At 37.5% G+C, this 26,770-nt stretch carries 27 protein-coding genes; 9 read left to right on the top strand and 18 right to left on the bottom strand.

The features are described from left to right. Window positions 1-54: 54 nt before the first annotated feature. A complete protein-coding gene (wrbA, locus tag BN997_RS08070; RefSeq protein ID WP_042535902.1) occupies window positions 55-666 on the bottom strand; it encodes an NAD(P)H:quinone oxidoreductase type IV in 612 nt (203 codons plus the stop codon). Window positions 667-1,147: 481 nt separating this feature from the next. On the opposite strand from wrbA, the gene BN997_RS08065 reads away from it, so the two are divergent. Both BN997_RS08065 and BN997_RS08060 read left to right on the top strand, forming a co-directional pair. Next, the gene (locus BN997_RS08065; RefSeq protein WP_042531220.1) at window positions 1,148-1,387 is read left to right on the top strand and encodes a hypothetical protein; all 240 of its coding nucleotides are present in this window, start codon (window positions 1,148-1,150) and stop codon (window positions 1,385-1,387) included. 24 nt (window positions 1,388-1,411) lie between these two features. Next, on the top strand, window positions 1,412-1,564 hold the full coding sequence (locus BN997_RS08060) for a small acid-soluble spore protein P (RefSeq protein WP_040979436.1): 153 nt from the start codon (window positions 1,412-1,414) through the stop codon (window positions 1,562-1,564). Between the two features lie 182 nt (window positions 1,565-1,746). Here the strand turns inward: BN997_RS08060 and BN997_RS08055 are convergent, their stop codons facing one another. The 3 genes from BN997_RS08055 to BN997_RS08045 form a co-directional block, all read right to left on the bottom strand. Beyond that, window positions 1,747-2,700, bottom strand: a complete 954-nt coding sequence (locus tag BN997_RS08055; protein ID WP_042531218.1) for an SDR family oxidoreductase — start codon at window positions 2,698-2,700, stop codon at window positions 1,747-1,749. A gap of 409 nt (window positions 2,701-3,109) precedes the next feature. Beyond that, window positions 3,110-3,628: a TetR/AcrR family transcriptional regulator gene (locus tag BN997_RS08050; protein ID WP_042531216.1), complete on the bottom strand. Its 519-nt coding sequence runs from the start codon at window positions 3,626-3,628 to the stop codon at window positions 3,110-3,112. A 303-nt stretch (window positions 3,629-3,931) separates the two neighbouring features. Further along, complete coding sequence (locus BN997_RS08045; RefSeq protein ID WP_042531213.1) at window positions 3,932-4,651, bottom strand: EcsC family protein; 720 nt, start codon at window positions 4,649-4,651, stop codon at window positions 3,932-3,934. 319 nt (window positions 4,652-4,970) lie between these two features. Here BN997_RS08045 and BN997_RS08040 point away from each other — a divergent pair, with 319 nt between their 5' ends. Then, window positions 4,971-6,632 carry an IS1182 family transposase gene (locus BN997_RS08040; protein WP_084612884.1) on the top strand — a complete coding sequence of 554 codons (1,662 nt, stop codon included), beginning with the start codon at window positions 4,971-4,973 and terminating at the stop codon, window positions 6,630-6,632. Here BN997_RS08040 and BN997_RS08035 read toward each other — a convergent pair. Continuing rightward, the gene (locus tag BN997_RS08035) at window positions 6,629-7,186 is read right to left on the bottom strand and encodes a GNAT family N-acetyltransferase (RefSeq protein WP_042531211.1); all 558 of its coding nucleotides are present in this window, start codon (window positions 7,184-7,186) and stop codon (window positions 6,629-6,631) included. The genes BN997_RS08040 and BN997_RS08035 overlap by 4 nt on opposite strands. A gap of 28 nt (window positions 7,187-7,214) precedes the next feature. After that, entirely contained in the window at window positions 7,215-7,727 is a 513-nt protein-coding gene (locus BN997_RS08030; RefSeq protein ID WP_042531209.1) for a GNAT family N-acetyltransferase, read from the bottom strand. Between the two features lie 235 nt (window positions 7,728-7,962). Here BN997_RS08030 and BN997_RS08025 point away from each other — a divergent pair, with 235 nt between their 5' ends. Next, on the top strand, window positions 7,963-8,409 hold the full coding sequence (locus BN997_RS08025; RefSeq protein WP_042531207.1) for an SRPBCC family protein: 447 nt from the start codon (window positions 7,963-7,965) through the stop codon (window positions 8,407-8,409). A gap of 93 nt (window positions 8,410-8,502) precedes the next feature. Here the strand turns inward: BN997_RS08025 and BN997_RS08020 are convergent, their stop codons facing one another. The 3 genes from BN997_RS08020 to BN997_RS08010 all read right to left on the bottom strand — a co-directional run bounded on the left by BN997_RS08020 (window position 8,503) and on the right by BN997_RS08010 (window position 9,900). Then, window positions 8,503-8,835, bottom strand: coding sequence for an ArsR/SmtB family transcription factor (locus BN997_RS08020; protein ID WP_042531205.1), 333 nt, complete (start codon window positions 8,833-8,835; stop codon window positions 8,503-8,505). Further along, a complete protein-coding gene (locus BN997_RS08015) occupies window positions 8,836-9,255 on the bottom strand; it encodes an SRPBCC family protein (protein ID WP_042531203.1) in 420 nt (139 codons plus the stop codon). A 225-nt stretch (window positions 9,256-9,480) separates the two neighbouring features. After that, complete coding sequence (locus BN997_RS08010; protein WP_042531201.1) at window positions 9,481-9,900, bottom strand: nucleoside 2-deoxyribosyltransferase; 420 nt, start codon at window positions 9,898-9,900, stop codon at window positions 9,481-9,483. A gap of 230 nt (window positions 9,901-10,130) precedes the next feature. Here BN997_RS08010 and BN997_RS08005 point away from each other — a divergent pair, with 230 nt between their 5' ends. Continuing rightward, window positions 10,131-10,919 (top strand): class I SAM-dependent methyltransferase, encoded by a 789-nt coding sequence (locus BN997_RS08005; RefSeq protein WP_042531199.1) that lies wholly within the window; start codon window positions 10,131-10,133, stop codon window positions 10,917-10,919. Between the two features lie 88 nt (window positions 10,920-11,007). On the opposite strand, the gene BN997_RS08000 is transcribed toward BN997_RS08005, so the two are convergent. The 3 genes from BN997_RS08000 to BN997_RS07990 all read right to left on the bottom strand — a co-directional run bounded on the left by BN997_RS08000 (window position 11,008) and on the right by BN997_RS07990 (window position 15,725). Further along, window positions 11,008-12,291 carry a histidine--tRNA ligase gene (locus BN997_RS08000; protein WP_042531198.1) on the bottom strand — a complete coding sequence of 428 codons (1,284 nt, stop codon included), beginning with the start codon at window positions 12,289-12,291 and terminating at the stop codon, window positions 11,008-11,010. 287 nt (window positions 12,292-12,578) lie between these two features. Then, window positions 12,579-13,445, bottom strand: coding sequence for a DMT family transporter (locus BN997_RS07995; RefSeq protein WP_042531196.1), 867 nt, complete (start codon window positions 13,443-13,445; stop codon window positions 12,579-12,581). A 798-nt stretch (window positions 13,446-14,243) separates the two neighbouring features. After that, a complete protein-coding gene (locus tag BN997_RS07990) occupies window positions 14,244-15,725 on the bottom strand; it encodes a peptide MFS transporter (protein WP_042531193.1) in 1,482 nt (493 codons plus the stop codon). Between the two features lie 646 nt (window positions 15,726-16,371). On the opposite strand from BN997_RS07990, the gene BN997_RS07985 reads away from it, so the two are divergent. Next, a complete protein-coding gene (locus BN997_RS07985) occupies window positions 16,372-17,592 on the top strand; it encodes an RNA polymerase factor sigma-54 (protein WP_042531191.1) in 1,221 nt (406 codons plus the stop codon). Between the two features lie 24 nt (window positions 17,593-17,616). Here BN997_RS07985 and BN997_RS07980 read toward each other — a convergent pair whose 3' ends face one another. Genes BN997_RS07980 through BN997_RS07960 form a run of 5 tightly spaced genes read right to left on the bottom strand, consistent with a single transcriptional unit; the run spans window position 17,617 to window position 22,851 of the window. Beyond that, on the bottom strand, window positions 17,617-18,498 hold the full coding sequence (locus BN997_RS07980; RefSeq protein ID WP_042531189.1) for a dihydrodipicolinate synthase family protein: 882 nt from the start codon (window positions 18,496-18,498) through the stop codon (window positions 17,617-17,619). After that, a complete protein-coding gene (nhaC, locus tag BN997_RS07975) occupies window positions 18,482-19,903 on the bottom strand; it encodes a Na+/H+ antiporter NhaC (protein WP_042531187.1) in 1,422 nt (473 codons plus the stop codon). Before nhaC ends, BN997_RS07980 begins: the two co-directional genes overlap by 17 nt. An 18-nt stretch (window positions 19,904-19,921) precedes the next feature. Continuing rightward, entirely contained in the window at window positions 19,922-20,659 is a 738-nt protein-coding gene (locus BN997_RS07970; protein ID WP_042531185.1) for a hypothetical protein, read from the bottom strand. A 12-nt stretch (window positions 20,660-20,671) separates the two neighbouring features. Further along, on the bottom strand, window positions 20,672-21,676 hold the full coding sequence (locus BN997_RS07965; RefSeq protein WP_042531182.1) for a proline racemase family protein: 1,005 nt from the start codon (window positions 21,674-21,676) through the stop codon (window positions 20,672-20,674). Continuing rightward, on the bottom strand, window positions 21,673-22,851 hold the full coding sequence (locus BN997_RS07960; RefSeq protein ID WP_042531180.1) for an NAD(P)/FAD-dependent oxidoreductase: 1,179 nt from the start codon (window positions 22,849-22,851) through the stop codon (window positions 21,673-21,675). Before BN997_RS07960 ends, BN997_RS07965 begins: the two co-directional genes overlap by 4 nt. 141 nt (window positions 22,852-22,992) lie before the next feature. On the opposite strand from BN997_RS07960, the gene BN997_RS07955 reads away from it, so the two are divergent. The 3 genes from BN997_RS07955 (at window position 22,993) to BN997_RS07940 (ending at window position 26,188) form a co-directional block, all read left to right on the top strand. Next, a complete protein-coding gene (locus tag BN997_RS07955) occupies window positions 22,993-24,360 on the top strand; it encodes a sigma-54 interaction domain-containing protein (RefSeq protein ID WP_042531178.1) in 1,368 nt (455 codons plus the stop codon). Between the two features lie 324 nt (window positions 24,361-24,684). Then, on the top strand, window positions 24,685-25,023 hold the full coding sequence (locus BN997_RS07945) for a (2Fe-2S)-binding protein (RefSeq protein ID WP_042531174.1): 339 nt from the start codon (window positions 24,685-24,687) through the stop codon (window positions 25,021-25,023). Then, window positions 25,010-26,188 carry an NAD(P)/FAD-dependent oxidoreductase gene (locus BN997_RS07940; protein WP_042531172.1) on the top strand — a complete coding sequence of 393 codons (1,179 nt, stop codon included), beginning with the start codon at window positions 25,010-25,012 and terminating at the stop codon, window positions 26,186-26,188. Before BN997_RS07945 ends, BN997_RS07940 begins: the two co-directional genes overlap by 14 nt. 36 nt (window positions 26,189-26,224) lie before the next feature. Here BN997_RS07940 and BN997_RS07935 read toward each other — a convergent pair whose 3' ends face one another. Next, window positions 26,225-26,752, bottom strand: coding sequence for a helix-turn-helix domain-containing protein (locus tag BN997_RS07935; RefSeq protein ID WP_042531170.1), 528 nt, complete (start codon window positions 26,750-26,752; stop codon window positions 26,225-26,227). Between the last annotated feature and the right edge of the window lie 18 nt (window positions 26,753-26,770).

The raw sequence follows: 26,770 nt of genomic DNA, 5'->3' as shown, positions 1-26,770 counted from the left end.
AAAAAAGACAGCACCATTCCAAATGAAAGGTGCCATCTTTTCTAATAGCATGAATTATTGATTTCCTTTTTTAACCCATTCAGCAGCTGTCACTGTACGTTGTGCCTGATGCTTAACTGTCGCTTCCACATCTTCCACCATTTTTCCGTCTTGATCAACAGTGACACTTGTACCATAAGGATTTCCGCCAGCTGCAAATACAGATTCATCCGAGTAGCCTGGAGGTACAATGATAGCTCCCCAGTGCATCATGCTCGTGTACAACGACAGGATCGTCGCTTCCTGACCGCCATGCGGATTCTGTGCAGAAGACATCGCACTGACTACTTTGTTCACTGTTTTTCCGCTAGCCCAAAGTCCGCCTTGGATATCTAAGAATTGCTTCATTTGAGAAGGCACATTACCAAAACGCGTTGGCGTGCTGAAGATAAGTGCATCTGCCCATTCAATATCTTCTGAAGATGCAACAGGAACATCCTTGGTTGCTTCTACGGTTGCTTTCCATGCCGGATTTCCTTCAATAGCAGATTCTGGAGCTAATTCCTGCACTTTCAATACTCTTACTTCTGCGCCATTTGCTTCCGCCGCTTCTGCTGCCCATTTTGCCATTTGGTAGTTCGTACCGCCCATACTATAAAAAATAACTGCTACTTTTGTTTTTGTCATCGTTTCTATCTCCTTTGATTCATTTGATTTTCCAAATAATTTATTTAAAAATCCCATTTCTTACACCTCTTTAAAATAGCTCTCTTTTTCTTCGCCAGAACCATCTCCTTTATTGGAGCGCTGCATCCCAATATCTAACTGTTCTTTTTATGCCTCATTTCAGCTTTTTTATACTTAGTGAAAAAATAACCGCTTTTTGAGACCATTCTGCTTCCAACTGTGTTTCATTTAGTTACCTATCATCACCCTTCTTTCTGAATTTATATTTAATCAAACTATAATTAATTAATTTATTTTTAATTCAATATAAATTATATGATGTACTTTTTATTTTGTCAACACATTATTTAAATCATTAGATAAACGATTAAAAAATAGGAAATGAATCAACAGATGAAAATACCCGTATAATTTCATAGAAATCAGAGAAAATACCAATAAGATACCTTAAATAACAATAAAGTAATCGGGGGTGCTCTAGATGAGCCAGCCATATCAATGTCCCAGATGTAAAACAAACCGGTCGCGTTTCAATGTCATTGAACAAGTAGCGAATCCGGTCAAATTAGATGCCAGCACAGGAGAAGTATTAAATGATTACACGCAGGAGCCGCTGGAAGTATTTCACATCGCCTATAATGGGCCTGAGAGAAGAATACAGTGCGGAGCATGCGGCTTAATCGAGGATGAAAATACGTTTGTAAATACAAAAGCACAATAACTACACGACGGAGGTTGAATATAAATGACGAAAAACCGAAAAGGACCAAAACAGCAGGAACAACCTAATTTGCCGCAAAGTCCAAAGCAGCCTTATGGCGAACCATTGGCAGGTTCTCATAAAGTGAAGAATAAAAATCATTCCAGACAAAAAAATAATGCATCGCATGATATGTGACGCATGAATGGTTTATACCATATACAAAACAAACATTGTAAAGACTGTAAGGGTCAATTGCTTTGTATATGGTAGAGAACTTTCATATCTTTGCCTCTTTAACTTTACATTGACCCCATTATTTACTTCATTATCTTACTTTATCACCATTAGCTTTTGTTACCCCTGTTAACTTTATAACATTAATTTTTATTGCCTATTAAAGATAGTAATGTTTCTTCCAGCCCATTTTGAAAAGGAGTTGCTGGAATGGGGCCAATCCGTCTTTCATATTTATCTCCACTCAAAATAAATCCTTCTTTGGTAAGGTACATGATTTCAACAATTTCTCTCATAAATGCATCAAACAAACCCATACACCGGATAACATTTTTAGTCAGAGGAATAACCACCTTCTGATTTCCTGTTACTTTCCGAGCAATTCGAATAATCTCTTTACCTGAAATCAATCCAGCACCTGGTATGTTCCAATTCTCTCCATAGGAATCGTCTTTATCTGCTATATTCACAATCATCTTAGCAGCATCTGGCAAATAAACATATTCACGGGGCGTTTGTAAATTACCAATAAAAATGGACATTTTACCTGCAGCCATTCCATCAAGTGTAGGCTGCAAGTAAGAATTTTGTGAAGTTGGGCCATAATAATCTGGCAACCTGACAATTAAAGCTTTTGCTCTTTTCCATTTTCCGCTGAATATCAATTGTTCGAAAGCTACTCTAAGTTTACCTTTTTTTGTATGTGGATGTTGAGGATGGTTTTCATCTCCTTTCGCAACTTGGTGTCCATATACATAAATGCCATCAACAATCACGATTCTTTTTCCCAAAATATCTGCTGCTTTCATCACACTTTCTCCCAGCGGCATCAATTTTTCCGCCATTTCCTGATATGGAATATTAGCACACTGAAAGATAACATCTGCATCTTTAGCAGCTTCCACAATCGTTTGACAATCAAATATGTCTCCCAGCTGATAGGTAAGATTCAAATGATGATTGTGTTCTGCCATTAATGCTTCCAATTTATTTTGAGAGCGTCCGAAGGCAATGACCTCTCTTCCTCTGTCTAATAGTTCTGAAACCATAACTTGACCAGTACCCCCGGTTGCGCCTAATACAATTGCTTTTTTCATTTTCAATACTCCCTTCTTTTGATTATTGATTAATCAATAACTAAAAAACAAAAATAATTTCCATGTTACATCTTTTACGCCTATTAAGGTATTACCTTCAATATAAGCTTGATAAATAAAAGAATTAATCCCAATATGTGAACAATACAATCACAGCGACAGCAATGCCTAATCCGACAGATAAAGTGGAAACAGCATGTTCCTTTTTATTTTTCACCATCATTTTTTCAACCACCTTTTAATTATTGATTAGCAACTAATTAATCCAACCAGCTGATGAGACAAACAGCAATAATTCCAATAAAAACATAATCTACCTTACGTAATTTCACATTCTCACCCCCTAAATTATTTATTGATTAATCAATCACTTCTTTGCAAAAATAAATAATCAACTTTCATTGATTATTTATTTTGTTTTCTCATCAATAAGCTCGGGAAGGTCTAAGAAATAAGAAATATTACATAGCATTCCTCTTGCTAAAAACGTACTGGCTTCCCTTTCTGCATCCTTTATTCCGGCAGACTTGAATCTTTCTAAAGTATAGCTTCTGATGTCAGATAATCCTTTTTTTGCAGTACGCTGTATCGATTTTTCTGTTACGGAAATTCCTATTACCTGCAAAGCAATCTCATTAGGATATAATTCGGACAGTTCTTCATAGGCTTCAATCATTTTTTCAACGAGCTGTTCCGGGCTTGCTTCCACATTTTTAAACGTTTGCAGAATCCTTTCAAATGCCCGATCTAAGGCAGCAATGAATAACTCTTCCTTTGTTTTATAGAATCGAAAAACATACGGCTGAGAGATAGCAGCTTTTTCTGCAACATGAGCGGTAGTTGCATTATAATAGCCTTTCTTTGCAAATACTTCTAATCCAGCCTCTAGAATTTCTTCTTTCCGATTTTCCTTCTTTGATTTTACCATCATAGTGCACCTGCCCAAAAATTAAGTGATTAATCAATTACAAATAAATCCTAACGTTATTTTTAGATTCATGCAAGTACTTTGTAATAATTTTTAATGAAAAATGTTAAAACCATCCCCTCTCCCATTACTCATTTTCTATTCCAGCAGGCGTTTTTTTTCAGATAGCTCATTTATATTTTTATAATCAAGTTCATTGGGAAACGGGCAGCAATATTATTTACGCCCTTTTGAGCTTCCCGATTGAAGCTTCATTCACCTAAAATACTGCAGCATCTTCCTCAGAGACCTCATAGGAACCTTTCACTTCTCCGCTTGCAGCTCAAAATGGCGCATCCTGTATGCATTCATTGCTGTTTCTCCAAGCGTGTCCATCAGATTATGATTTGCATATGCACCTACAATTGCACCAACCCCCGGAACGAGCTGTAGCATTTTCACCAAATCAATATAATCGCGATACTCCTGCTGGAAAACATGCCAATCCATATCAGCCAGCTGCTCCTTCTCCTGCTCCCAATTTTCGATTATATAAAACGTATCCTTCCGTTTTTCATCGCTGGAAAATGCAAGTTGGAAAACATGGAGGATAAATAGCCGTTCCTCATATTCATTTGCATCATAGCCATAGACTGCTGCCAATTCAAACAAAAATTTCATCTTGATTGACAGCAGCAGCGGAAAATCTGCAAGTCCAAGGAAAATACCTCCTGCCCCTGTTCCAGCTCCTTCAACTACTGCTGTTTTACGATAAGAAACTAGCTTTTCTTTGGCTATTTGATCCCTTTCAAACAAGGAAAGTTCGGTTGGTTCAGGTTTCTTCGTTGTCATATTGGATCCGGCCAATGTCGCTTTCACCATATTTTTAATGCTGCCTGTAATGATCTGGTGCGCCTTCTCAGGAATCATGCTATTTATTTTCTTTTGCGCTTTTTTCGATAACTGATTAAAAAGACTGGATTTTTTCAAAACTTTATTACGCCAAACTCGAAGCTCTTCATACACGATTGTTTCATAATCCATATTCTAAAACCTGCCTTTTCTTTTCTATACTTTATTCATACGTTTTAATCAGAAAAGAGTTTCATTTATGGGTTGAATGAAGATTTTAACCAGCAAAGATGCAATAAAATATCACTGAATTACATGATTCAGCCTGAAGGAAAGAATAAAAAAAGAGGCTGGGACAAAACCCAGTAAAAACAGAAAAAGTGACTTTCTACTAAGGCAAGTAGGAAGTCACTTTTTTAATTGGATAAAAAAAATGAAATAAATGTACAAAAAAAGGATACCTTCTGATAAAGTTAAAGTACCACTACAAAAACAGAATCGAGGTATCCTTATGTATAAATATTATAACGTAAATCAAATCGTTTTGCCATTAGATTTCGAGATGAAATTACAAGAAAATGATATAGCTTATACAGTCCATGAATTTATTGAACAGATTCCAGAAGAAGCTTTCACCGGTTTTATCCGTCAGACAGGCTGTCCAGCCTATCATCCGCGTATGATGATGAAAATTATTTTATGTGCTTATACCCAGTCAGTGTTCTCTGGCCGAAAAATCGAAGGATTATTAAAAGACAGTGTGCGGATGATGTGGCTTGCGCAAGGATATGAGCCCAGCTATCGTACCATCAACCGTTTTCGTGTGAATCCGGAAGTAAAAGAACTATTGCGTCAGTGCTTCGTTCAGTTTCGTTGTCAGCTGGTGGAAAAAGAGTTGATTGATGCAGAGGCTATCTTTATCGATGGAACCAAAATCGAAGCCAATGCCAATAAATTCACGTTTGTCTGGCGAAAATCGATTGAACGCTATCAAGCAAACCTTATCAAGAAATCGAATGCACTCTATGAAGAACTGGTAGAAAAAGAAATTATTCCAGAAATCGAACGGGAAAGCCCTGAGGCTCTAACGACAAAGGAACTTCAACAGATGGCAACGGATTTGGATAAGTCTGTCCAAACCTATACGGAACAAATCGAATCAAGGGAAGAAGCACAAGACCGAAAAGTTTTGCGTTCGGAACGAAAGCAACCAAAACAAGCCTTAAAAAAGGTACACGATTTCATTCGCCGTAAAGAAAAATATGAAGAAGCATTGGAGATTTTAGAAGAACGTAACAGCTATTCTAAGACGGATCATGACGCCACCTTTATGCGGTTGAAAGATGATCATATGAAGAATGGGCAGTTGAAAGCTGCTTATAATGTGCAATTGGCAACGGAAGGACGTTACGCATTAGCCTATGATATTTTTCCGAACCCTACGGACACACGAACATGGATTCCTTTTTTAGATCGGATAGAAAAGGATTATTTTGCGTTGCCTGATTTCCTCGTAGCAGATGCAGCTTATGGAAGTGAACAGAATATAGAAAATGTCACCCTGGAACGATTACGAACTGCCCTTATCACTTACAATATGTATCGTAAGGAGAAGAAGAAAAAATATAAAAACAATCCTTTTAACACCGCCAACTGGGATTATGATGCCAAACAAGATGCCTTTACTTGTCCAAACGGACAAGCTGTTACCTATCGTTATGATGCCAAGCGGACAGATAAGTATGGTTACCAGCGACAATTTAAGGTCTATGAATGTGAAGATTGTACAGGCTGTCCTTTACGAGAGCAATGTACCAAAGCAAAGGAAGGCAACAACCGAAAAATATTTTATAATGAAAAATGGGAAGCACAAAAGAAGACGATACGAGAACAGCTTTCAGATGAAGAAATGGGCAAGCTTTACGGAAAACGTAAAATAGATGTAGAGCCTTTCTTTGGATTCTTGAAGGCTAATTTGGGTTTCACTCGTTTCTCTGTACGAGGAAAACCCAAAGTGGAAAATGAATTGGGATTCGCCTTAATGGCAGTGAATCTGAGAAGATACGCTGCCTCTAGCCGCTTTTTATGTACCTACCTATCAATGATTTCAAAAAAAGATGGATTTCACATTAAAATCCGATGTGAAATCCATCTGTTCATTATTTTTGGCTAGTTATGTCCCAGCCTCTTTCGTCTGTCATTTTTTTCTGCCCACTCACCAGCTAATATCTCCATCTCAATCTGCGTCCAATATTCATCTCCCATTTTTGCCACATCCTGCAAGATTCTTTCTCTCCGGAATCCCGCTGCTTCATAGCATTTAATGGCTGATACATTAAAATCAAACACACCCAAAGTAACCTTATGTAAGTTCAATTTTTCAAATGCAAATGTTAATGCTGCATGTATAATCTGAGCTCCATACCCTTTTCCTCTGCTGTCAGCAGCACCAACTAATACCTTGCCGATCCTTGCTGAATGATTATTTCTATCCACTTTCCCCAGCGAAACATGTCCTACGACTTCATTCGTCCCATTATCAATCACTTTAAATATGTATTTAGAAGCCTCTGGTTCATTCGCTCCTTCCAAATACGTTGCAAGCTGCTCGTTCGTCAAAGGATAACGGAATGTCGGACCGCTCCACTGTACAATAAAGGAAGCATCAGGCACCCAATCAATTAATTGCTGGAAATCTTCTTTTGAAAAGTATTCTAATCGAATCAAGGCAAAAGCTCCCTTTCATATCATTAATCTATTCTTCCACAGGGTTTTCCGGTCCGTTAAGCTCTAATTGATAAAACGCTAAATCTCTCCATTGCTTAAATTTAAAGCCAGCTTTTTTTATCGTGCCCGCATGTTCAAAACCAAATTTCTCATGCAAAGCAATACTTTTCTTATTCGCAGCATCAATGCCGGCAATCATTGTCATATATTCTCTTTCCCGGGCGACAGCGATAATTTCTTGCATCAATAAGCTGGCAATTCCTTTTTTCCGATAGCTCTTGTCCACATACACAGAATGTTCAACGGAATATTTATAAGCCGGCCAATCTCTGAAAGGCCCGAATGTAGCAAATCCCGCCACGTTTCCATCCTGTTCACAAACAAATATGGGATAACCCGCATCCTTTTTCTGCTTAAACCATACTTCTCTGTTCTCCAATGTTTGCGGTTTATAAGAATAAACAGCGGCAGTATGCACGATGGCGTCATTATAAATCTCTAAAATGGCTGATAAATCATTTGTCGTTGCTTCTCTTATCATTTTATTCTTCCTTTCAAAGCAGTTTTCTCAGCAGCACTACGCATTTTATTAAAAATGTGTTCATGTAAGCTACCAATGAAGGTTAAGTAATTTCTTTTCAATATAATATTCACTTGATAACTACTAATCTTATCACATATCATCTAAATACAAATAGCAATAAAAAAGAAACCTTGCTGTATGTAAAGTGGTATTCTAAATACAAATGAACTTTAAATCACAAGGAGGTTTTGTAATGCAGAGAGATAAGCCGGAAATGATAACCGTGGAGACAACCGTTCATGCACCTGTTGATAACGTATGGACTTATTGGACAGAGCCAGAGCATATCACAAAGTGGTATGTTGCTTCTAAAGAGTGGCATGCACCAAAGGCAGAGAATGATTTAAGAGCCGACGATAAATTCATTACTCGAATGGAAGCAAAGGATGGGAGTTTTGGATTTGATTTTGGCGGTATATATGACGAGGTAATCCTCCATGATACCATTGCTTATACACTGAATGATGGAAGAAAGGTGACAATTGCTTTCACGTCTCAAGGCAACACAACAAAGATCACAGAGGTCTTTGAAGGGGAATTTGAAAACTCCATCGAGATGCAAAGAAATGGCTGGCAGGCGATATTAGACAATTTTAAAACGTATAGTGAACAGGCAGATCAGGGTATAACCTTAGTATAAAACGAAACTGCATTCAGCGGGAATGTTACAGGCATTTCTTCATGTTGAAGCCGCTTAAAGTGATAATAAGCGGCTCTTTTTCTTTGTCGTTTTTTACGCTTTATCCTCTTCCTCATTCTCTACCAAATACTTCAGCATAGACAATTTATTATCCCAGAATCGTTCAAAATAGGAAAGCCAATCTTTTATTTCTGTCAGCGGCTCTGCATGCAAGTAATAGATTTTCTCTCTGCCAACCTTTTCTCCTGAAACAAGCTTCGCCTCAGAAAGTATAGTAAGGTGCTTTACTACTGCTGTTCGGGTAATAGAAAAATGGGAAGTGATTTCTGAGATAGCTAGCCTTTGATCTGACAGTAAATATAGAATTTCCCTTCTGGTCGGATCCGCAATGGCTTGGAAAACATCATGTTTCTTTACAGCTGTCATTTAAACTTCAACAACCTTTCTCAGTCTTTCCCTCACAATATTCTCCCATCCTTTATTCATTCTCTCTCTGATAACAGAGCTCTTCTCATTCGGTTTGGTAATTACTGCTTCTGCTTCTTTCCAGCCTCCATGGATAAGTGTGAATTCTGTACGATTTCCTAAATCCTTCAAAATGAAGGAAACAACCCATCCATCTGTATCCCACGCAAAAGATATTTTATTGGGTTTGTCTACTTCTAATACCTTGCAAGGTGATGGCCCAAATGGTGATTGGATGGTAAATTCATGCCCTGCTTCCGCTTCAAAATCATTTGGCATAAACCAAGCGGCTATTCCTTCTGAGGTGGACACCTTTTCCCAGACCTTTTCAATTGGAGCATTAAAAATAATTGTCTGTTCAATATCTTTAAGTTTTTCCATATTCATCTAGCCTCTTTTCCCACTTCATATAACACCTTTTGGTTTTATTTTCATTATAACACCAAAAGGTTTCATGTCAATAATTTTTAATGTTATAATCCACTTCTTTACTTGGTTAACCGATTTCTGCAATAAAAAATCCTGTAATCACAGGATTTTCATCGAACTGTTTCATTGATAGGTGAACTGTTTCATCCATCAAAAGGTATTCCCTGCTGTACTTAATCAGAACATTTCCCCCTGATAAAAGGAGCTTGGCATTGCTTCAAAATCATATTCTCGCAGCTCTTCCAAGGTGACATTGGCATGAGCTCCTTCATGCACCATCAAGTTACTGTCCTCGCCTACATGAACTGCAATAAACGGTTTATTCGTTCCATAGGCGTAACCTAATTCAAATGCTGTTCCGCTATCTGAATAATTCCCATGATAAACGCCAACAACGATTTCCGCCCAATCAATAAACTTTTTATCATTGGTAAATGTTGCAATCGACCAATGCCGGCTCCCTTCCTCCAAATGATCCATTTGGTTTTTCCGCGGTGAAAAAACATCCAATCCTTTTGCTTCTAAAATTTGTTCCGCTTCTTTTAAAGGCTCCATCTCTTTTTCATTAAAGAATGGGCTTGCTAAATAGACTCTCATATTTTGACCTCCATATGTATAATAAATACCATTCAGTTAAAAACGGCATGCATGTTTAAGTATATCCTTATTATCCGGCTTACTCAAAATTGGATGCTGTTATCCTTCCATCGGTGACTTGAGAATGAACATTTATTAAACAATTTAGTTTGCAAGCTGAGATACATCCCATATAATACAACTAATACGCACAGATTTAATCAACAGATTCTACATGAGGAGGAAGCATCATGGAACAATATGTAAAAGATAGCTGGAATGCAGATTTATACGATGGGAATCATTCCTTTGTATCATCATTTGGAAATCATTTATTAGAGCTTTTATCTCCCGTAGAAGGTGAACAGATTCTTGATGTCGGATGTGGCACAGGAGATTTAGCCCATCAAATCAATCAGCATGGCGCCGCTGTAACCGGCGTAGATAAATCAGAAAATATGGTGCACAAGGCAAACGATAAATATCCCGATATAATGTTTATGCCAAAAGATGTTTTAGAACTCGAATACAACAATGATTTTGATGCCGTTTTCTCTAATGCAACACTTCATTGGGTAAAGCAGCCCAAAGAAGCACTTCAGCACATCTATAACAGCTTGAAACCCGGCGGTAGATTTGTTGCAGAGTTTGGCGGTAAAAGCAATGTTCAAACGATTACAAATGAAATCATCCATCAGGTTAAAAAAGCTGGAATTCCCTATACACCGGAACAGTTCCCATGGTACTTCCCAAGCATAGGAGAGTATGCAGCATTAATGGAGGAAACGGGATTTAACGTAACCTTTGCCCAGCATTTCAATCGGCCGACACCCTTAGAGGGAGACAACGGGCTGAGAAATTGGATGGAAATGTTCTGCGGAAATATCTTTGAAAATCATCCGGAAGCTATCAAAGAGCGTGTGATGATACAGGTAGAAAATAACTTAAAGGATGCCCTGTACCAAGAAGGGCAGTGGATTGCAGATTATAAACGACTTCGTGTCGTCGGAATAAAGCAAGGCGGCATACCTGCTAAATAAGTTTTGATTAAATAGACAGAACAGGAATCTATAAAAAGAGGGCCATATAGATTCCTGCCTCCCCTTATACTTCTCACCAATCCTCTATTCAACGAAACGAAAATGATTCTATCGTCTCTTTTCCCGAAAGCATATCCTTCACGTTAAACTGATTCTTCCTGACTTCCTCATCGCCAATGATAATCACGTTTCGTATGTTTTCTTTATTCGCCCTGTCAAGCGCCTTACCGACCTTTTTATTGCCTAATTCCACATCTACGTTATATCCTTTATCCCGGAAATATGTTGACACAGACAATGATTCTTTTTGTCTTCCCAGAGGAATAATATAATAATCCACCTCTCTTCCAGCAGGTTCGATTCCTCCTGCAGCAGCCATCGCTGTATAAATCACATCCAGCCCAAAAGAGATTCCAACGGTAGAGAAAATTTCATCTGTTCCTATCAGTCCGCCGATTGCATTATCATATCTTCCGCCGCTTCCAATGCTTGACTTCATCGAATCATCCGCTAAAAACATTTCATAAACGGTACCTGTATATATTTCTAGCCCCCGTGCCAGAAACGGATTAAATATACATTGGTCGCTAATATCCAAATAATCAAGATACGATTTCAGCTCTTTTAGTTCCTGCAATCCCTGTCTGACTTGTTCATTTTGATTAGATAATGATTCAAAGCGGATAAAGTCCGTATGATCGTCATCTGTCAAAAATTGTTTAATGGAGCGGGCCGCATCATCTGACACCCCTAGTTCAGCAAGCTCGGCTATAACTGCGTCCACCCCTACCTTCTCCAGCTTATCCAAAATCAGCACCACTTTATTGATTTTCGCATCCGCTACACCAAACACTTCCAATGCTCCGGTTAATAATTTCCTATTATTATATTGAATATTCACCTGCATTCCGAGCTTGTCAAAGCCATCCAGCGCCATCATCATTAATTCCGCTTCAGCTATTTGTGAATCTGCGCCGACAATATCCACATCACACTGGGTAAATTCACGCAATCTTCCTGTTTTTATTGGCCCATCCCGAAATACTTTACCAATTTCATACCGCTTAAATGGCAGCTTCAATGTCGGATTCATTGCAGCCACCTTGGCAAAAGGTATCGTAAGGTCATAGCGCAGAGCTAAATCCCTTTCTCCTCTATCTGTTAAAGTGTACATCTCCTCTAATATTTCCGCACCGCCGCCATATTTAGAAGCAAGCAATTCCGTATAATTTAAGATAGGTGTTTCCAGCGGCTGACATCCATATTGGATAAATACATCCTCTAATGTTCTCCGGATATTTCTCCGTACGCTTTCTGACTCCGGTAAATAATCTTGTGTTCCTTTTACATTTTGATAATCTATCTTCTTCATTTTCCTTACCTCCTGTTTTTGAATACAAAAAAAATCGCACTCTGAGTTAAGTGATTTACTTAATTCGGGATGCGATTTCATGAATAATAGCCTTCCTCATTCGATTTTTTAAAAGTTAAATCGATAAAGCAAGGCTAGTTGATATGATGAGGGAATTGTGAGAAGGAATCATTTATTTTAACGAAAACCATTTTGCTCACCTCTGATTTTGGATCAGTTTATCATAGCCGTTTGGTAATTTCAAAGGAAAAAACCTGTACCCATTCAAGTGCAGGTTTTTCAATGCGCTATTCTTTAACCTCTTTCAAATCCCGATTATTTCGCAGGAACATATAGAAGGATGCACCGAATATGGCCAGATAGCCAAGGATACTCCATATGTCTGGGATTTGGCCAAAGAGCGCAATACTGATAATACCGGAATATACAACGGTCGAGTAGAAAAAGATGGATATTTCTTTTGCTGGAGCAAATTTGTAAGCAACGGTAATCCCAAACTGTCCCACCGTAGCGAACACTCCTGCTGCAAGTAAGTACAACCACTGCAGCCCGCTCATCGGCTGATAAAACAAGATAACAGGCGGTAATAAAATCACAGTGGAAAAGAACGAGAAGTAAAATACAACCGTATAAAATTGTTCTTTATTCCCAAGCACCCGTAAAACGGTGTACGCTCCTCCTGCAAAAACTGCGGATAAAATCCCTGCTGCATATGGAACCATATCTAGATTGAAGACCGGTTTGATAATAAATAACGTTCCAAGAAATGCGATAATAACAGAGACCACCTGAAACCGCATCACGTATTCCTTTAAGAAAACCGCAGCAAAAATAATGGTTATAAATGGACTCATTTTATTCAGCATATCCGCATCGGAAAGCACTAGATGATCGATGGCATAGAAATTAAGCAATACCCCAGTCATCCCCAGAGCAGAGCGCAGAAGTAAATATTTTTGATTTTCCTTTTTCCCAAAAAGCCGTTCTCTATGATAAAGAACAAAACCCAACGCAATAACCATTGAGATTCCATTGCGAAATAATGTTTTTTGTATTGTAGGCACATCTCCTGACAGCTTTACAAACATGGCCATCAAAGAAAATCCTAACGCTGATAATAATAACAATAAAATGCCTTTATTTCTGTCACTCATGAAATGTTTACTTCCTCCTCTTTGATTGTTCCTTTATTTTTAATAAAACATTTAAAAATGCTGCTTCCTTCGTTAATAACATAGTTGTACTACCGCAGTGCGGTACTGATAAGCTTACGATTATTATTTTCTAAAACAAAGCAATCATACTATGAAAAAGCCAGATAACCCATGAAAAGAACCCATATTTGAAAATATCATAATGGGTTCTTTTCTACAAGTTGCTATTATAAGGACAGAAAATACTTTATGGAATGTAAAATTTATAACCAGCAAACTTCGTCAATCTCATAATCATTCGAGGAATCCGTGTCTCCCGTTAAACAGGTGAAACAGCTATTGATAAACAAGTGCACTTCCAATTGCTCATATACTTTCTCTGCAAGTCACTTCAGTTTTCTTATCTTGAACTGCCTGTTTTAACCTCTTTCTAATTTGCTGCCGGGTTATTTTTACAATAGTCTATTATAAACTGCTCCATTTTAATAGGTACCATTTCAAATTCAAATCCTCTTTCTATATAATTTCTATTTCTATCTTAAATGAAAAGGGGTGGTACATCTAATTTTTGCTGCGTATCTATGAAACGCACCTTTTTATACGGATATTTTTCGGACGAATTCCAATGATAAATCCGGATGTCAATACTCTATAAACACAAATTCACCATGACCCAATAAAGTGGGTTATCAACGTGTATCATTAAAATAACCACCCCTCTGCCCTGGTAAGCAGTTGGGTGGCTATAAAAAAATTTGTATGGTTAATCACATGCGTGCAAAGTTCTATTCCATCCAATTACACTCTCTTTTTATAAAAAGAAGAGAAAAAGAACAATACTACACCTAGCAACACAGCAATCCCGCCAATAATTCCAAAGTAGAGAATCTCGGTTTCCGGGCTGTATAGTTTAACAATTTGCGCATTAATTGCCTGTGCCGATGCATTAGACAAGAACCAAAGACTCATTGTTTGGGCAGAGAATGCAGCAGGAGCCATTCTTGTTGTAGCTGCTAAACCGACTGGTGATAAACATAGCTCACCAAATACTACAATCAGAAAGCTGAGCACAAGCCATATTGGACTTACCAGCGTATCAGGACCTGCGTAAATTGCTGGAATGATCATGTTCAAGAAAGATAGACCAGCAAAAACCAGACCTAGTGAGAATTTTTTATGCGTAGATGGCTGTCTTTTGCCAAGCTTCATCCAAAGTGCTGCAAATACCGGCGCTAACAGAACAATAAATAATGGATTGAATGATTGGAACCAAGATGATTGTAAGGAAAAACCGGCAAATGATAATCTTGTCCGCTCATCGGCATATTGTGCCAAAATAACCGCTCCTTGTTCTTGGATCGCCCAGAACACCATTGCTGCAAGGAACAGCGGAATATAAGCAAGTAAACTCTTTTGCTCCTGACTGGTTGTTTTCTTACTGAAATACATGACTAAAAAGTAAATAGTCGGAATAATTATCCCTAATATACTGACTAACATGATAAATCCATCAATGGTTAAAATACCGTTAGAAATCAGAATAGCGCCTGCGATGATAACCACAATCGCGCTGATTCCCATTTTTAAAAATACAGATTTCTTTTCCTCCGGTGATAGAGGATTTGGTACATAAGAGCCAGCAAGACCTAAATATTTCTTTCTTGTAGCCAAGAAAATAATCAGCCCGACTAACATACCAAGAGCTGCTACTCCAAATCCTAAATGGAAATTATATTTTTGCCCGAGTGTTCCGACAATAAATGGTGCAATTAAACCACCAAGGTTAATCCCCATATAGAATATACTAAATCCGGCATCAGTACGCGGATCTTCTTTATCATATAAATCCCCGACGATATTAGATACATTCGGTTTTAACAGCCCTGTTCCAATAACAATTAAGCCCATTGATACGAATAGAGCTGTAACTCCTCCCGGAAAGGATAAGGCAATATGACCTGCCATAATCAATATGCCGCCATAAAAGACGGTGCGTTTCGTACCAAGCAAACGGTCAGCAATCCAGCCGCCGATAATCCCTGACATATAAACAAGCGAGCCATAAATAGCCATGATGGAAGCAGCGGTTCCTTTATCCAGATTCAGTCCGCCATCTTTAATCGCATAATACATATAGTAAAGTAAGATTGCTCTCATACCATAGTATGAAAATCTCTCCCAAAACTCTGTGAAAAATAATGTAAACAACCCTTTAGGATGTCCGAAAAAACCTTTTTGCGGAATACTCTTAAGGATCTCTTGTGGGTTCTTCGATGTCATAAGCTTTCTGTCCCTTTCTATTTATATTAATTTGTTTTTGCCATATATAGGCTTCCATATATTACGGAGCATCCATTCCAGCTAAATTGCTGCTCTTACGTAAATATTCAAACAATTAAAAAATACCCCGCCGTTTGGTTTCTAGATTACTGGAATCGTAAAACCGCCAAACAGAAGAGGTACCTGTAATTGATGAGCCTATAAGCAAATGCTGCATGAAATCAACTCAACTTTAAAAGAAATAAACGGATAAACCATTCATGTCATGCAAGTATGACAATGTCTTTCTTGCATTGCTTCGCTGTTATTTTCAAATATACCGCTAATCACTGTTTTGAAAATAAAGCCGTTTTTATACTTATTTTGGGTTCGTCAGGGTACTACTTCTTTTGTTTATTCCCGTGTATAAAAGTTGAATACTATATATCATACCACTCTGGAAGTTCGATGTAAATAAACTGGTAAATGGTTATTTTTACAATTTTTCTTCAAGCATGCATATAGCGCGAAAAAATTTCTATAAAAAGTATCAAATTACATCTACTTTTCTCTGTTTGACTTGTATTTTTAGAAAGGATAAAATTATCTTAATTAACAAATGTTCTTAATTTTTGTTTTCTTTAATCATATACAAGGGAGGGCTTACATGATTTCCATACAAAACAATGTAAACGCTGACATAAGTATCTCTTTAAACCATTACATCATTAACTCCATCCATCTCTTTAAATATAATCAATCTGATCTTTACAATTATATACAGAATAAATACAATGAAAATCCGTTGATTTGCATATATGAAGACAAAATCCCAATGTCCTATATCTCTAAAAAGCAGACTGATTCTCAACATATAATCGATGACATTCTAACCCATTTCCGCTGTATTCTTTATGCACAGGATCAGTTAACGATGGAGTTCATTCTTCATTCTCTCAATACCAAAGGTTTCTTAGAAGAAGACCCATATAAAATTTCTATTTATACTAAAACGCCAATAAATAGAGTGAAACAGTTGATTAACCAATTACAAACTTATGAAAATAAAGGCATCGGAACGCGGAATATGATAGATTTTATAAAATTCCAGTTAAAAAATAAGGATTTTTATAACGAAAAGCTATTTGATCTATTCTCAACTAACCTGGAGGAAATCCATCAAAATTCATTTAGTTTTCTAAAAGATTCGCATGTGGAAGAAACTGAATTCAAAAAATACATAGATTTAATTACTGCTCATTGTAATTTAACCCCTTTAGATGCTGAAGAAACATTAAATATTTCTCCTGATGCTTCCATTGTATATGGAAAGAATGGATTACAGGTTATCATTCATGATTATCTTACTGGAGGCATTTCTTATGAACCGATATTAATCGACTGTAATAACCATCCATTCAACGCTGAGTTGGAAAAGTTTAAAACGGAATACGAAGAACTTATTTCTATTTTGAATGCAAGGAAAATATACTTAACTCAAGTAATTTCTATCATTGCAAATGTCCAATACGATTATTTAACCGGGAGAAGTGACTTTTTGAATGCTTTAGATCAAACAGATTTAGTTGAACAGACCAAACTGAGCCCCGCTACCATCAGCAGGTTACTCTGTAATAAATATATTGCTACACCTAGAGGAATCTTTTCAGTAAAAGCATTGTTGTCTAAAAAGAGTTATAAGAACCTATCTGTTAGTTATATAAAATACGTAATTCAAGATATAGATGGCTTTGAAACACTTTCAGATAATAAAATCTCGAAATGTTTAGCTGAGATGGGGATCTTTATTTCCAGAAGAACCGTAAACAAATATAAAAATCAAATACTGGGAAATATTAAAAGGACTAGTCCAAAACGTAAGGACTAATCCTTTTTAATTTGTTGGATAATTTTAATCGAGTTTCTCCATAAGCTCTTTCAGCTTTGTAATCTCTTCCTCAGTAAGTCCTAATCTGGGCTTTCTTGATGGCCCGCCATTTAACCCTTTCAACTCCATCGCCTTCTTCACTATTTGAACATACTTCCCGGAGTCCTCCAGAAATTCACATAGCGGCAATAAATCCTTATAAAGCTCCTTTGCCCCGTCATAATTCTTCGCTTTCACCAGCTCATACAGTCTTCCTGCACTATTCGGTACGATATTAGCTGCCACTGAAATCCAGCCAGTCGCTCCAAGGACAAATGATTCTAATGCAAGATCATCAGCACCGCAGAACAGAACAAGATCTGTATTGTCGGCCACCGCTCTAACCTTTCTTATATCTCCGCTCGACTCTTTAATATACTGCACGTTATCCAGTTCTTTATCAATTTTATAAATCGTTTCATTTTCCAAATTCACATTAGCCGTAAATGGATTGTTGTACATCATAATCGGTGTGGAAACTTGATCGTTCACTTCTTTAAATTGTTCAAATGCCTCTTCTTCTGTCGGTGTCATATAGTATGAGTTGATTAGTAACAGTCCATCTGCATGGTTTGCCTCGGCATGTTTTGCATATTCTAACACTTTGTCTGTGCGTTCATCGGCGATACCGACCAATAAATCTGTCTCTGTATCTTTTACTACTTCACCAGCAATTTTGACGATTTCCTTCTTTTCTGCTTCATCCAATGATGCAAATTCTCCTGTACTTCCAACTACCACTATTCCAGGGACTTTTTGATCCAAATAGTACTGGATATTTTCTTTTAACCCTTCATAGTTCACGCTGTAATCCTCATTCATTGGTGTAATTAATACTGGAAATGCTCCTTCAAATTGTTTTTTCATGCTCCTCATCCCTTTCTTTTTCATAATCATCTTTATCTAAAATAAATAATCCAAAATAACCATAAATTAAGTTAATGATAATAACTAAAAATCCATACCAGAAGAATGGCAAATATGCGAGTGTTGAGACACCCAGCGTTGTTGCCATAAAAACCCCTCCATCTGACCATGGAACCATCGGCGTTGTAATCGTACCGCCTGCCTCTACATTTCTTGATAACAAGGATCTGCTTATTTTTTTCCTGTCATAATTAGCTTCTGTAATTTTCGTGCCTGTTAACATTGAAACGTAAGCTGCTCCGCCAAAAAATATTCCAAAGAATGCTGCGATCATAGTCGTTAATGTCAGATTACCTGTATTCGTTGCCCATTTAGCAAAAAGCTCCCCGATTACCGTAAAGGCACCAATGGACTGTAACAATCCGCCGACACCTAAAGCTAGAAGAATCAACAAAATAACCTCAAGCATGAAAGTAATACCACCACGATCTAAAAGGTTATCAATGAAATCAATTCCTGTAGTAACTCCACTTCCTGAATACAATGTCTCAATCGCTTCAATAAATCCATATCCTTGGAACCAAACTGCCCACACGCTTCCTAGTAATGCTCCAAATATAATTACCGGTATGGATGGTAGTTTAAATGCCAGCATGACGACAACCACTACTGCCGGAATCAGCATGACCCAGGATATATGAAATGTATCCTGCAGGCTGGCCATTGTATTCTCTGCAATTGACAGATCACCGCTGCCATCTTGCATGATTAAACCTACAATCCAATAAGCAATTGCCGCAATCACGAAAGCCGGTAAAGATACATATGACATCGATCTTATATGTCTGAATAAATCAACTCTTGACAAGGAAGCTGTCATAACTGTTGTATCAGATAATGGCGACATTTTATCTCCAACGTAACACCCTGAAATAACTGCCCCAGCAACCAAATATGTTGGCAGCCCAAAGCTCTCCCCGATACCCATCATCGCTATGCCGGCTGTGCCTGCTGAACCAAATGATGTTCCTGTTGAAATAGATGTAATCGCACAGATAATCATTGCTGCCATCAAAAAGATACTCGGGCTAATGATACTCAAACCATAATAGATCATCGTCGGTACAATACCTCCAGCAATCCAAGAGCCGATAAGTGCACCTACAGCGATTAAAACAAGCGTCGCTCCTAAACCTTCATAAATTCCTTTTAAAAGTCCTTTTTCCATTTCTATATACGTATTACCTAAATATAATCCAAACCCCATAATTACAAACCAGATTGCGAGCAAAGCTAATTGGATAGGCAGTTCTAAAATAACAATAAAACCAAACATTATTACTACAAACAAAACCAAAATGAGCAATAATACTGGTATACTTGGCAGTTTCTTTTCTCTAACCATATATTTCCGCCCCTTGTTTTATTTAATGATAAATCCTTTAGCGTAGATGTCGCTATGCTCAATATAAAATTGTGAATTAGATATCAAATAATAATTGAATTGCATATCTTCAGCATGTATTTTTAATCCTGTGAAAGAGGTGATAATTTCCTGAGAGAACTCCTTTGCACATACAGCAACGACTTCAATAATTGGATAAGCTAAGATATCTCCTTTTTTATTTGCAACGACTTGTTTTTCTCCTTGTTTAAGCACCAGATAATCACTATTTCCATCTTGCTTAGAGTGAATATACGCTTTAATAGCTGTTATATTTTTAATTTCTAATTCCATGTCAACTTCATAGACTTTTATCTTCTTATCGTTGACTAAATACATATTTTGTTTTTTCTCTACTTCTGGTAATTTTTCTGTCGTCAGACATCCATGCTGAAATTCATACATTTGGCCATTATTTCTTACTAAATAGCTTTCTTTTGAGTTTATTCTCCCACGATCCACAAGAGAGGAAATGCACCCTTTTAATAAAATACGAATATTGTCAACGCTTTCATTTGGGTGTAATTCTACATCTAAAACATCATCACTCCATTGAAAGATAAGTAAACGAACATATTTGCTCCCTCTCGGCTCATTCCGCATTAATGCCTTATTCTCATAGTCTTGTAATACCGTCTCCAGCTCGTTTTTCTCAATAATTCGTAATTGTTGTCCATTTATATGAATATCATAACTGTTGATTACTTTTGAAATCATAAAATCACCTCCTTATATTTCTGGAATCAATAGATATCCCTGATTTAAAGGATCATCGGGATCAAAATAAAAATCATGTCTCCCCATAATCCATGCTGTTCCTGTAATAGCAACCCTATTATAAATTATATTTCCTTTCACACTCGCGTGGATTACCTGGGCTTTAAATTGAGATCCTGTGATACTTTCGTGGATAAAGACTTCATTTAGATCAAGGTCGCCTTCTTTATAAAGTGTTGATACTTTTGCGCATGTCCCTGTACCACATGGCGATCTGTCAATGCCTCCCGGAGGTACAATTACTGTGTTTTTAACAACATCACCTGTTTCATAGAATTCCATATGAGTCAGCTTATTAATAAATGGATAATCAGGATGTTTCACCTCATGCCGACGATTAATTTCATCTCTGATTGCCATGGCAATTTCGACGATTTCTTCTGACCTCGATACATGAAGGGATAAACCTAAATCGCCCGCTTTCATAATCCCATAGAAATTCCCACCATATGCTATATCGCACTTTATATTCTTGAAATCTTTATAATCGATATAAACCGTCTTTAGGTGAAAGGAATCGGTACTAATAAATGTTACTTCTTGCACTTTGCCCTCTTTCATTTTGCAGCTGGCTTCTACCACACCAGCTGGGGTATCTAGGACTACCGAAGTATAAGGCTCTTTGACTTCGACATAACCGAGTTCTACTAATGCTGTACATGTACCAATAGTGTCATGTCCGCACATCGGCAGATACCCACCGGTCTCTATAAAAATCACACTAAAATCTGCTTCTTCTTTTAAAGGCGGCAGTAGTATCGTGCCGCTCATTACATCATGTCCCCTGGGTGGAAAAACTAGAAATTTTCGAATGTAATCATGGTTTTCCTTCATATCCAGCATTTTTTCTTGAATCGTTTCTCCTTTTAATTTAGGCATACCGGATAAAACCGTTCTTGTCGGGTTTCCCCCAGTGTGTGTATCCACAGTAACAAGTAGTTTTGAATTTATCTTCATATTGCCTCCTCCTGAAATCTTTCCATACTTAGCGGACTAATGTCATCCTCGAGTGTATCTGTCACCATCTGAGCCATCCAATAACCTGTTACCGCAGACAATCCAATTCCATCTCCCTCATGACCAGCGGCTACATAATAATTAGGAACAGTAGTCTCTGAAATAATTGGCAAGTGATCCGGCGTCCACGGCCGGAGACCTGCATAACTACGAATAATATTCATATCCTTCATTTTTGGGAAAAATTCTATCGCCCTTTTGGCAATCAGTTGAACAACTTGATGATTGACGGTTGTGTCAAAACCAATAAATTCCCGGCTGCTTCCTATCAGGAAATTTTGACTCTCTGTCGGTTCATGCACCAATGCAATTCCATAATCATTCATTATTTTATCTGCTTTTCTCTCTTTGCCAAACTTCGTCATCAAGTATCCAAACTCTTGAATTTTCCTTGTGCCCATCAATTCTGCACGTGATGAAACCAGGATATGACCTTTTCTTGGTTTAATTGGTAAAGGTACACCGAGATGTTTACTCACTTCCGGTGCAAAAACACCAGCTGCATTAATTACTTTATTGGCTTTAAATACACGATCATGAGAATGTACTTTAAATCCTTTTGTTCTATGTTCCTCCATAAATGTTACGGGCGTTTTTTCGAAAAGCTCAAGATCATTCTTTTTCGCTGCGTGAATGAACGAAAATGTTAACATGTACGGGTTTACCGTCGAATCATTTGTGCATTCAATGCCGCCAACCAAATGATCAGCAAAATATTTGGAATCATTTTTCAAATCTTCTTTGGTTAATTTATTAAAAAATTGATATTCGCCATTTGCCCTGTTATGCTGATCGACCCAGTCATATGCCTGCTCCAATTCTTCTTCATTTGCACAAAGGAAAATACTTCCCGGATGCCTGTATTCAAATTTCATTTCTAATTCTTTTGATAAGCTTTTGATTAATGCCTGGCTCTTTATCGCCATATTGCTATCAAATCCCGGCTCTTTATCAATCAATAAAACATTGCCATCACATTTTGAGCTTGTACCAGAAGCAACTGTATCCCTTTCCAACATCCCTACTTTTAAACCTTTTTCAGAAGTAAAATAAGCAATGCTTGCACCGATAATACCTCCACCAATTATCAATACATCATAAGATGGCGTTGTCAAAATTGCTCCCTCCTTCCTTTATAAAATACTAAGAAAAAAACGTGCCAACTTCACCCATCGTAAAATAAATAAAATTTGAAATAATGTGTAAAGAAAAATATAATTATTATTATAAATTTAACACTAAAGGGGATTATACATATGTTAGAACATTCTATTATTGAAGAGCTGATTAATTTTTATAACCATTCTTTTACGATTATTGATAAACACGAAAAAGTCATTTACTGGAGCGACAGAGCTTCAGAAATATTTAACATGGAGAAAAGCGAGGTGATTGGAAAGGATATTAAAGAAATTTTCGCAGAAGACAAATTGGCGATTTTACAAACATTACGAAACAATGAAGTCATTGAGAAGAAGCAGCACATGGCTACGAAAAGTATTTATGTGAATCTCAAATCTGTTCCGATTATTATTGAAGGCAAAGTTGAAGGTGCCATTGTTTCAGAAATTGATGTGACAGAACAAAAACGCCAGGAGGAAGAAATCGAACAACTCAAAAATCAGGTAAGCTTCCTTACCGATAATGTCAAACAATTGAAGAATGAGGAACATTTTAAAAATATTATTTTTAAAAGCTCGATCATGGAAAATTTAAAAAACCAGATAAAACGGGCTGCAAAGACAAATGCCAATATTTTAATTACTGGAGAAACTGGTGTAGGTAAAGAACTATTTGCACAATCTATTCATAACAGCAGTGAAACTTCCGGTGAATTTATTCCTATTAACTGTGGTGCAATTCCGAAGCATTTATTTGAGGCAGAATTATTTGGTTACGAAAAAGGAGCTTTTACAGGAGCAAATAAAGAAGGAAACAAGGGGAAGCTCGAACTTGCCAAAGACGGCACACTTTTTCTTGATGAAATCGGGGATATGCCGTTGGACATGCAAGTGAAATTTCTGCGGGTATTACAAGAAAGAAAATACTTCAGATTAGGCGGTAAAAAAGAAGTTTCCACCCATTTCCGGTTGGTTTCAGCTACAAACAAATCAATTTCTGAGTTACTGAATTCTGATGATTTCCGTTCCGATTTGCTGTACCGGATTAATGTCCTTAATATCCACATACCTCCTTTAAGAGAACGGCCGGATGACATTGAATCCTTATTCTATTATTATCTTTATCACTTATCGAAGAAATACCAGACAGAGCTCCGTTATGCAGATCATTCACTTTTAAACAACCTAAGAAGCTATCACTGGCCTGGAAATGTTAGAGAATTAATCAATGTTGCTGAACGATTAGTTATTTTTTCTAATGAGGATCAATTAAATAATAATATCTTTGACCAGTATTTGGTGGAAGTAGGGCAGTCAGATAAGACCCTGTCTGTACCAAATCTATCAGAGAATTTAAATCTGAAAGACTATATCCATAAGGTGGAAGCAGAATATATTAAATATATCGTCGATCAAAATGATCATAACATTGAAAAATCCAGTCATGATCTCGGTATCAGCAGACCTACGTTATATTCAAAAATGCGTAAATTCCAATTCTAAATTGGCACACTTTTTTCTTGTTTATAAACAAATATCCTTTGAGGTGATTCGAATGAAAAAACAAGATGATTTTATAGTATGTCGCTGTGAAAATATATACTACTCCGAAATGCTTGAAATATTAGAGAAAGGAGCAGCAAACTCGAGAGAATTAAAACTGAAATCCCGAGCTGGTATGGGCTTTTGTAACTCCAGGACATGCGGACATTTTTTAGATCAGCTGACTCAGGATAAAAATACACAGACTCCTTCTTATATCAACCTGAAATCCCAGTCTCCTATTCGGACTGTTTCGTTTGAGGAAATTTCAGGGGGTGTGGAATCGTGACAGGAAGAATTACAGATCATAAAATCTTAGAAAAAAAAGAGCAGACACTAATTCCTTTTCAATGGAACGGTCAAACGTATTATGGAGCTGAGGGGGAAAGTATCACAGCAGCGCTTCTCGCTAATAATATCAGAACGCTCAGATACCATGAAAAAGATGGCAAACCACGGGGACTGTACTGTAATATCGGACACTGCTCCGAATGCAGGGTAATTGTGGAAGGGAAACGTAATCAACGGGCCTGCCTCACTCCAATCCATAAAGATATGGTGATTGAACAGCAGAAGGAATTGCCTCACCTGGTCAAAGGAGGGCATTCCCATGAATCACTTTGATACTATTATTATCGGTGCCGGCCCTGCCGGATTAACGGCTGCCCAAGTCCTGCAAGAAAAGCAAAATGTACTCCTTATCGATGAATATTATCATTATGGCGGCAGATTGCTTGGGCAGCTATATGAGGAAACAAAAGGAGAATGGTGGAATGGAATGGAAGTTGCCCGGAAACTTTATAATGAAGTCTCTGAAAAGGTGAACTTTAAGCTTGGAACATCAGTGTATAACGTAGAACATAGTAATCAAGGCTTCGATATCTATACAACGTCCGGCCATTTCCAATCAGAGCACCTGATTGTTGCGACCGGCGGAAAAGAAAAATCGACTCCGCTTCCAGGCTGGGATTTGCCAGGAGTAATGACGGTAGGTGCTGCTCAGGTGCTGACAAACTTCCAGCGTGTGAAACCGGGAAATAAGGGAGTTATTATCGGTATTAATCCATTGTCCATGGTCATCGCGCTAGAGCTTGGTTACGCATATGTTGATGTTGCTAAAATTTGTCTTCCTCCAGTTAATCTAATCAACAAAGCAACACCAAAGGAAGCATTGGAAACGCTGATATCTTTAGGAAATTCTGCTCCATCTACATTCTTTTCAACAGGTTCAAAAATAGCTGGAAAAGTGACTCCACTCCAGCAGCTGGCATTACAATTTTTCCCTAAAAAAGGAGTCCATGCGCTTGGATTACCTATCTCCATCAAAGAAAGGGTAATAAGAATAAACGGGCAGCATGAAGTGGAATCCGTAACCATTCAAAAAACGAATGCCTCGGGTGTGCTTATAGAGGGGACAGAAAAAGAAATAGCATGTGATTTTGTATGCATCTCTGACGGTTTATCGCCAGTCAATGAAGTAACATCCTTATTGAATCTGAAACATATTTATATGGAGTCGTTAGGCGGATATGTACCTCTGCATAACGAAACGATGGAAACAGAAATAGAGAATTTGTATGTTGCCGGTAATATTACTGGCATTGAGAATGCTAAAATTGCCATGCTGCAGGGAAAAATGGCTGCAAATCAGATTATAAAAGACACTATTTCATCTAAAAAAACATTGGAAGCCATAACATACGAAAGGCAGCATGCAAAAGTAACCTTCCATAAAGATTTGCACCAAGGGAGAAAAAACTTACAGCGCTTGTGGACACAATATGTATAAAAAACGCTCTTCTCAAAATTTGAGAAGAGCGTTTTTTCATTTAGTGGATGAGACGAGAAGCAGCTTCGTCGTCTCATCTGTAGCATTATACCAATGATGTGCCATACTAGAATCTATATGGATAGACTCATTGCTATACAGCGTTTCTTTGACACCTTCAATTTCAACTTCTAACTGGCCGGATAATACATATACAAATTCTTGTCCGCTATGCGTATAAGGGATTTGTTGATATTCCCCTGCTTCCAAGTCAATCCGTGCAGGAATGAAATCCGGATGTTTCATTTTTCCAACTAAGCTTTTATAGGAAAAGTTACCAGTATTTTTATACGAGGTTTTCTCTTTTTTTACAAAGCTGGAATCTCCATTATCGAAAAAGAAATTCACATTGACATCTAATGCCTCACAGATTTTTTTAAGGGATGTAAATGTAAGTGTTCGCAGTCCCCTTTCTATCTGGGATAAAAAGCTCACAGACAGACCACTTCGGTCACTCAATTGTTGTAAGGTCAGCTGCCTGCTCTTACGTACTTTTTTTAGTTCACTGCCTAATAACTCATCCATCCACGTCACCTCTTAGTT

This window comes from Oceanobacillus oncorhynchi (assembly GCF_000821065.1).
GTDB classification, from domain to species: domain Bacteria; phylum Bacillota; class Bacilli; order Bacillales; family Amphibacillaceae; genus Oceanobacillus; species Oceanobacillus oncorhynchi.
Note: the sequence above shows the minus strand (reverse complement) of the source record. Positions and strands in the feature narration are given on the sequence as shown.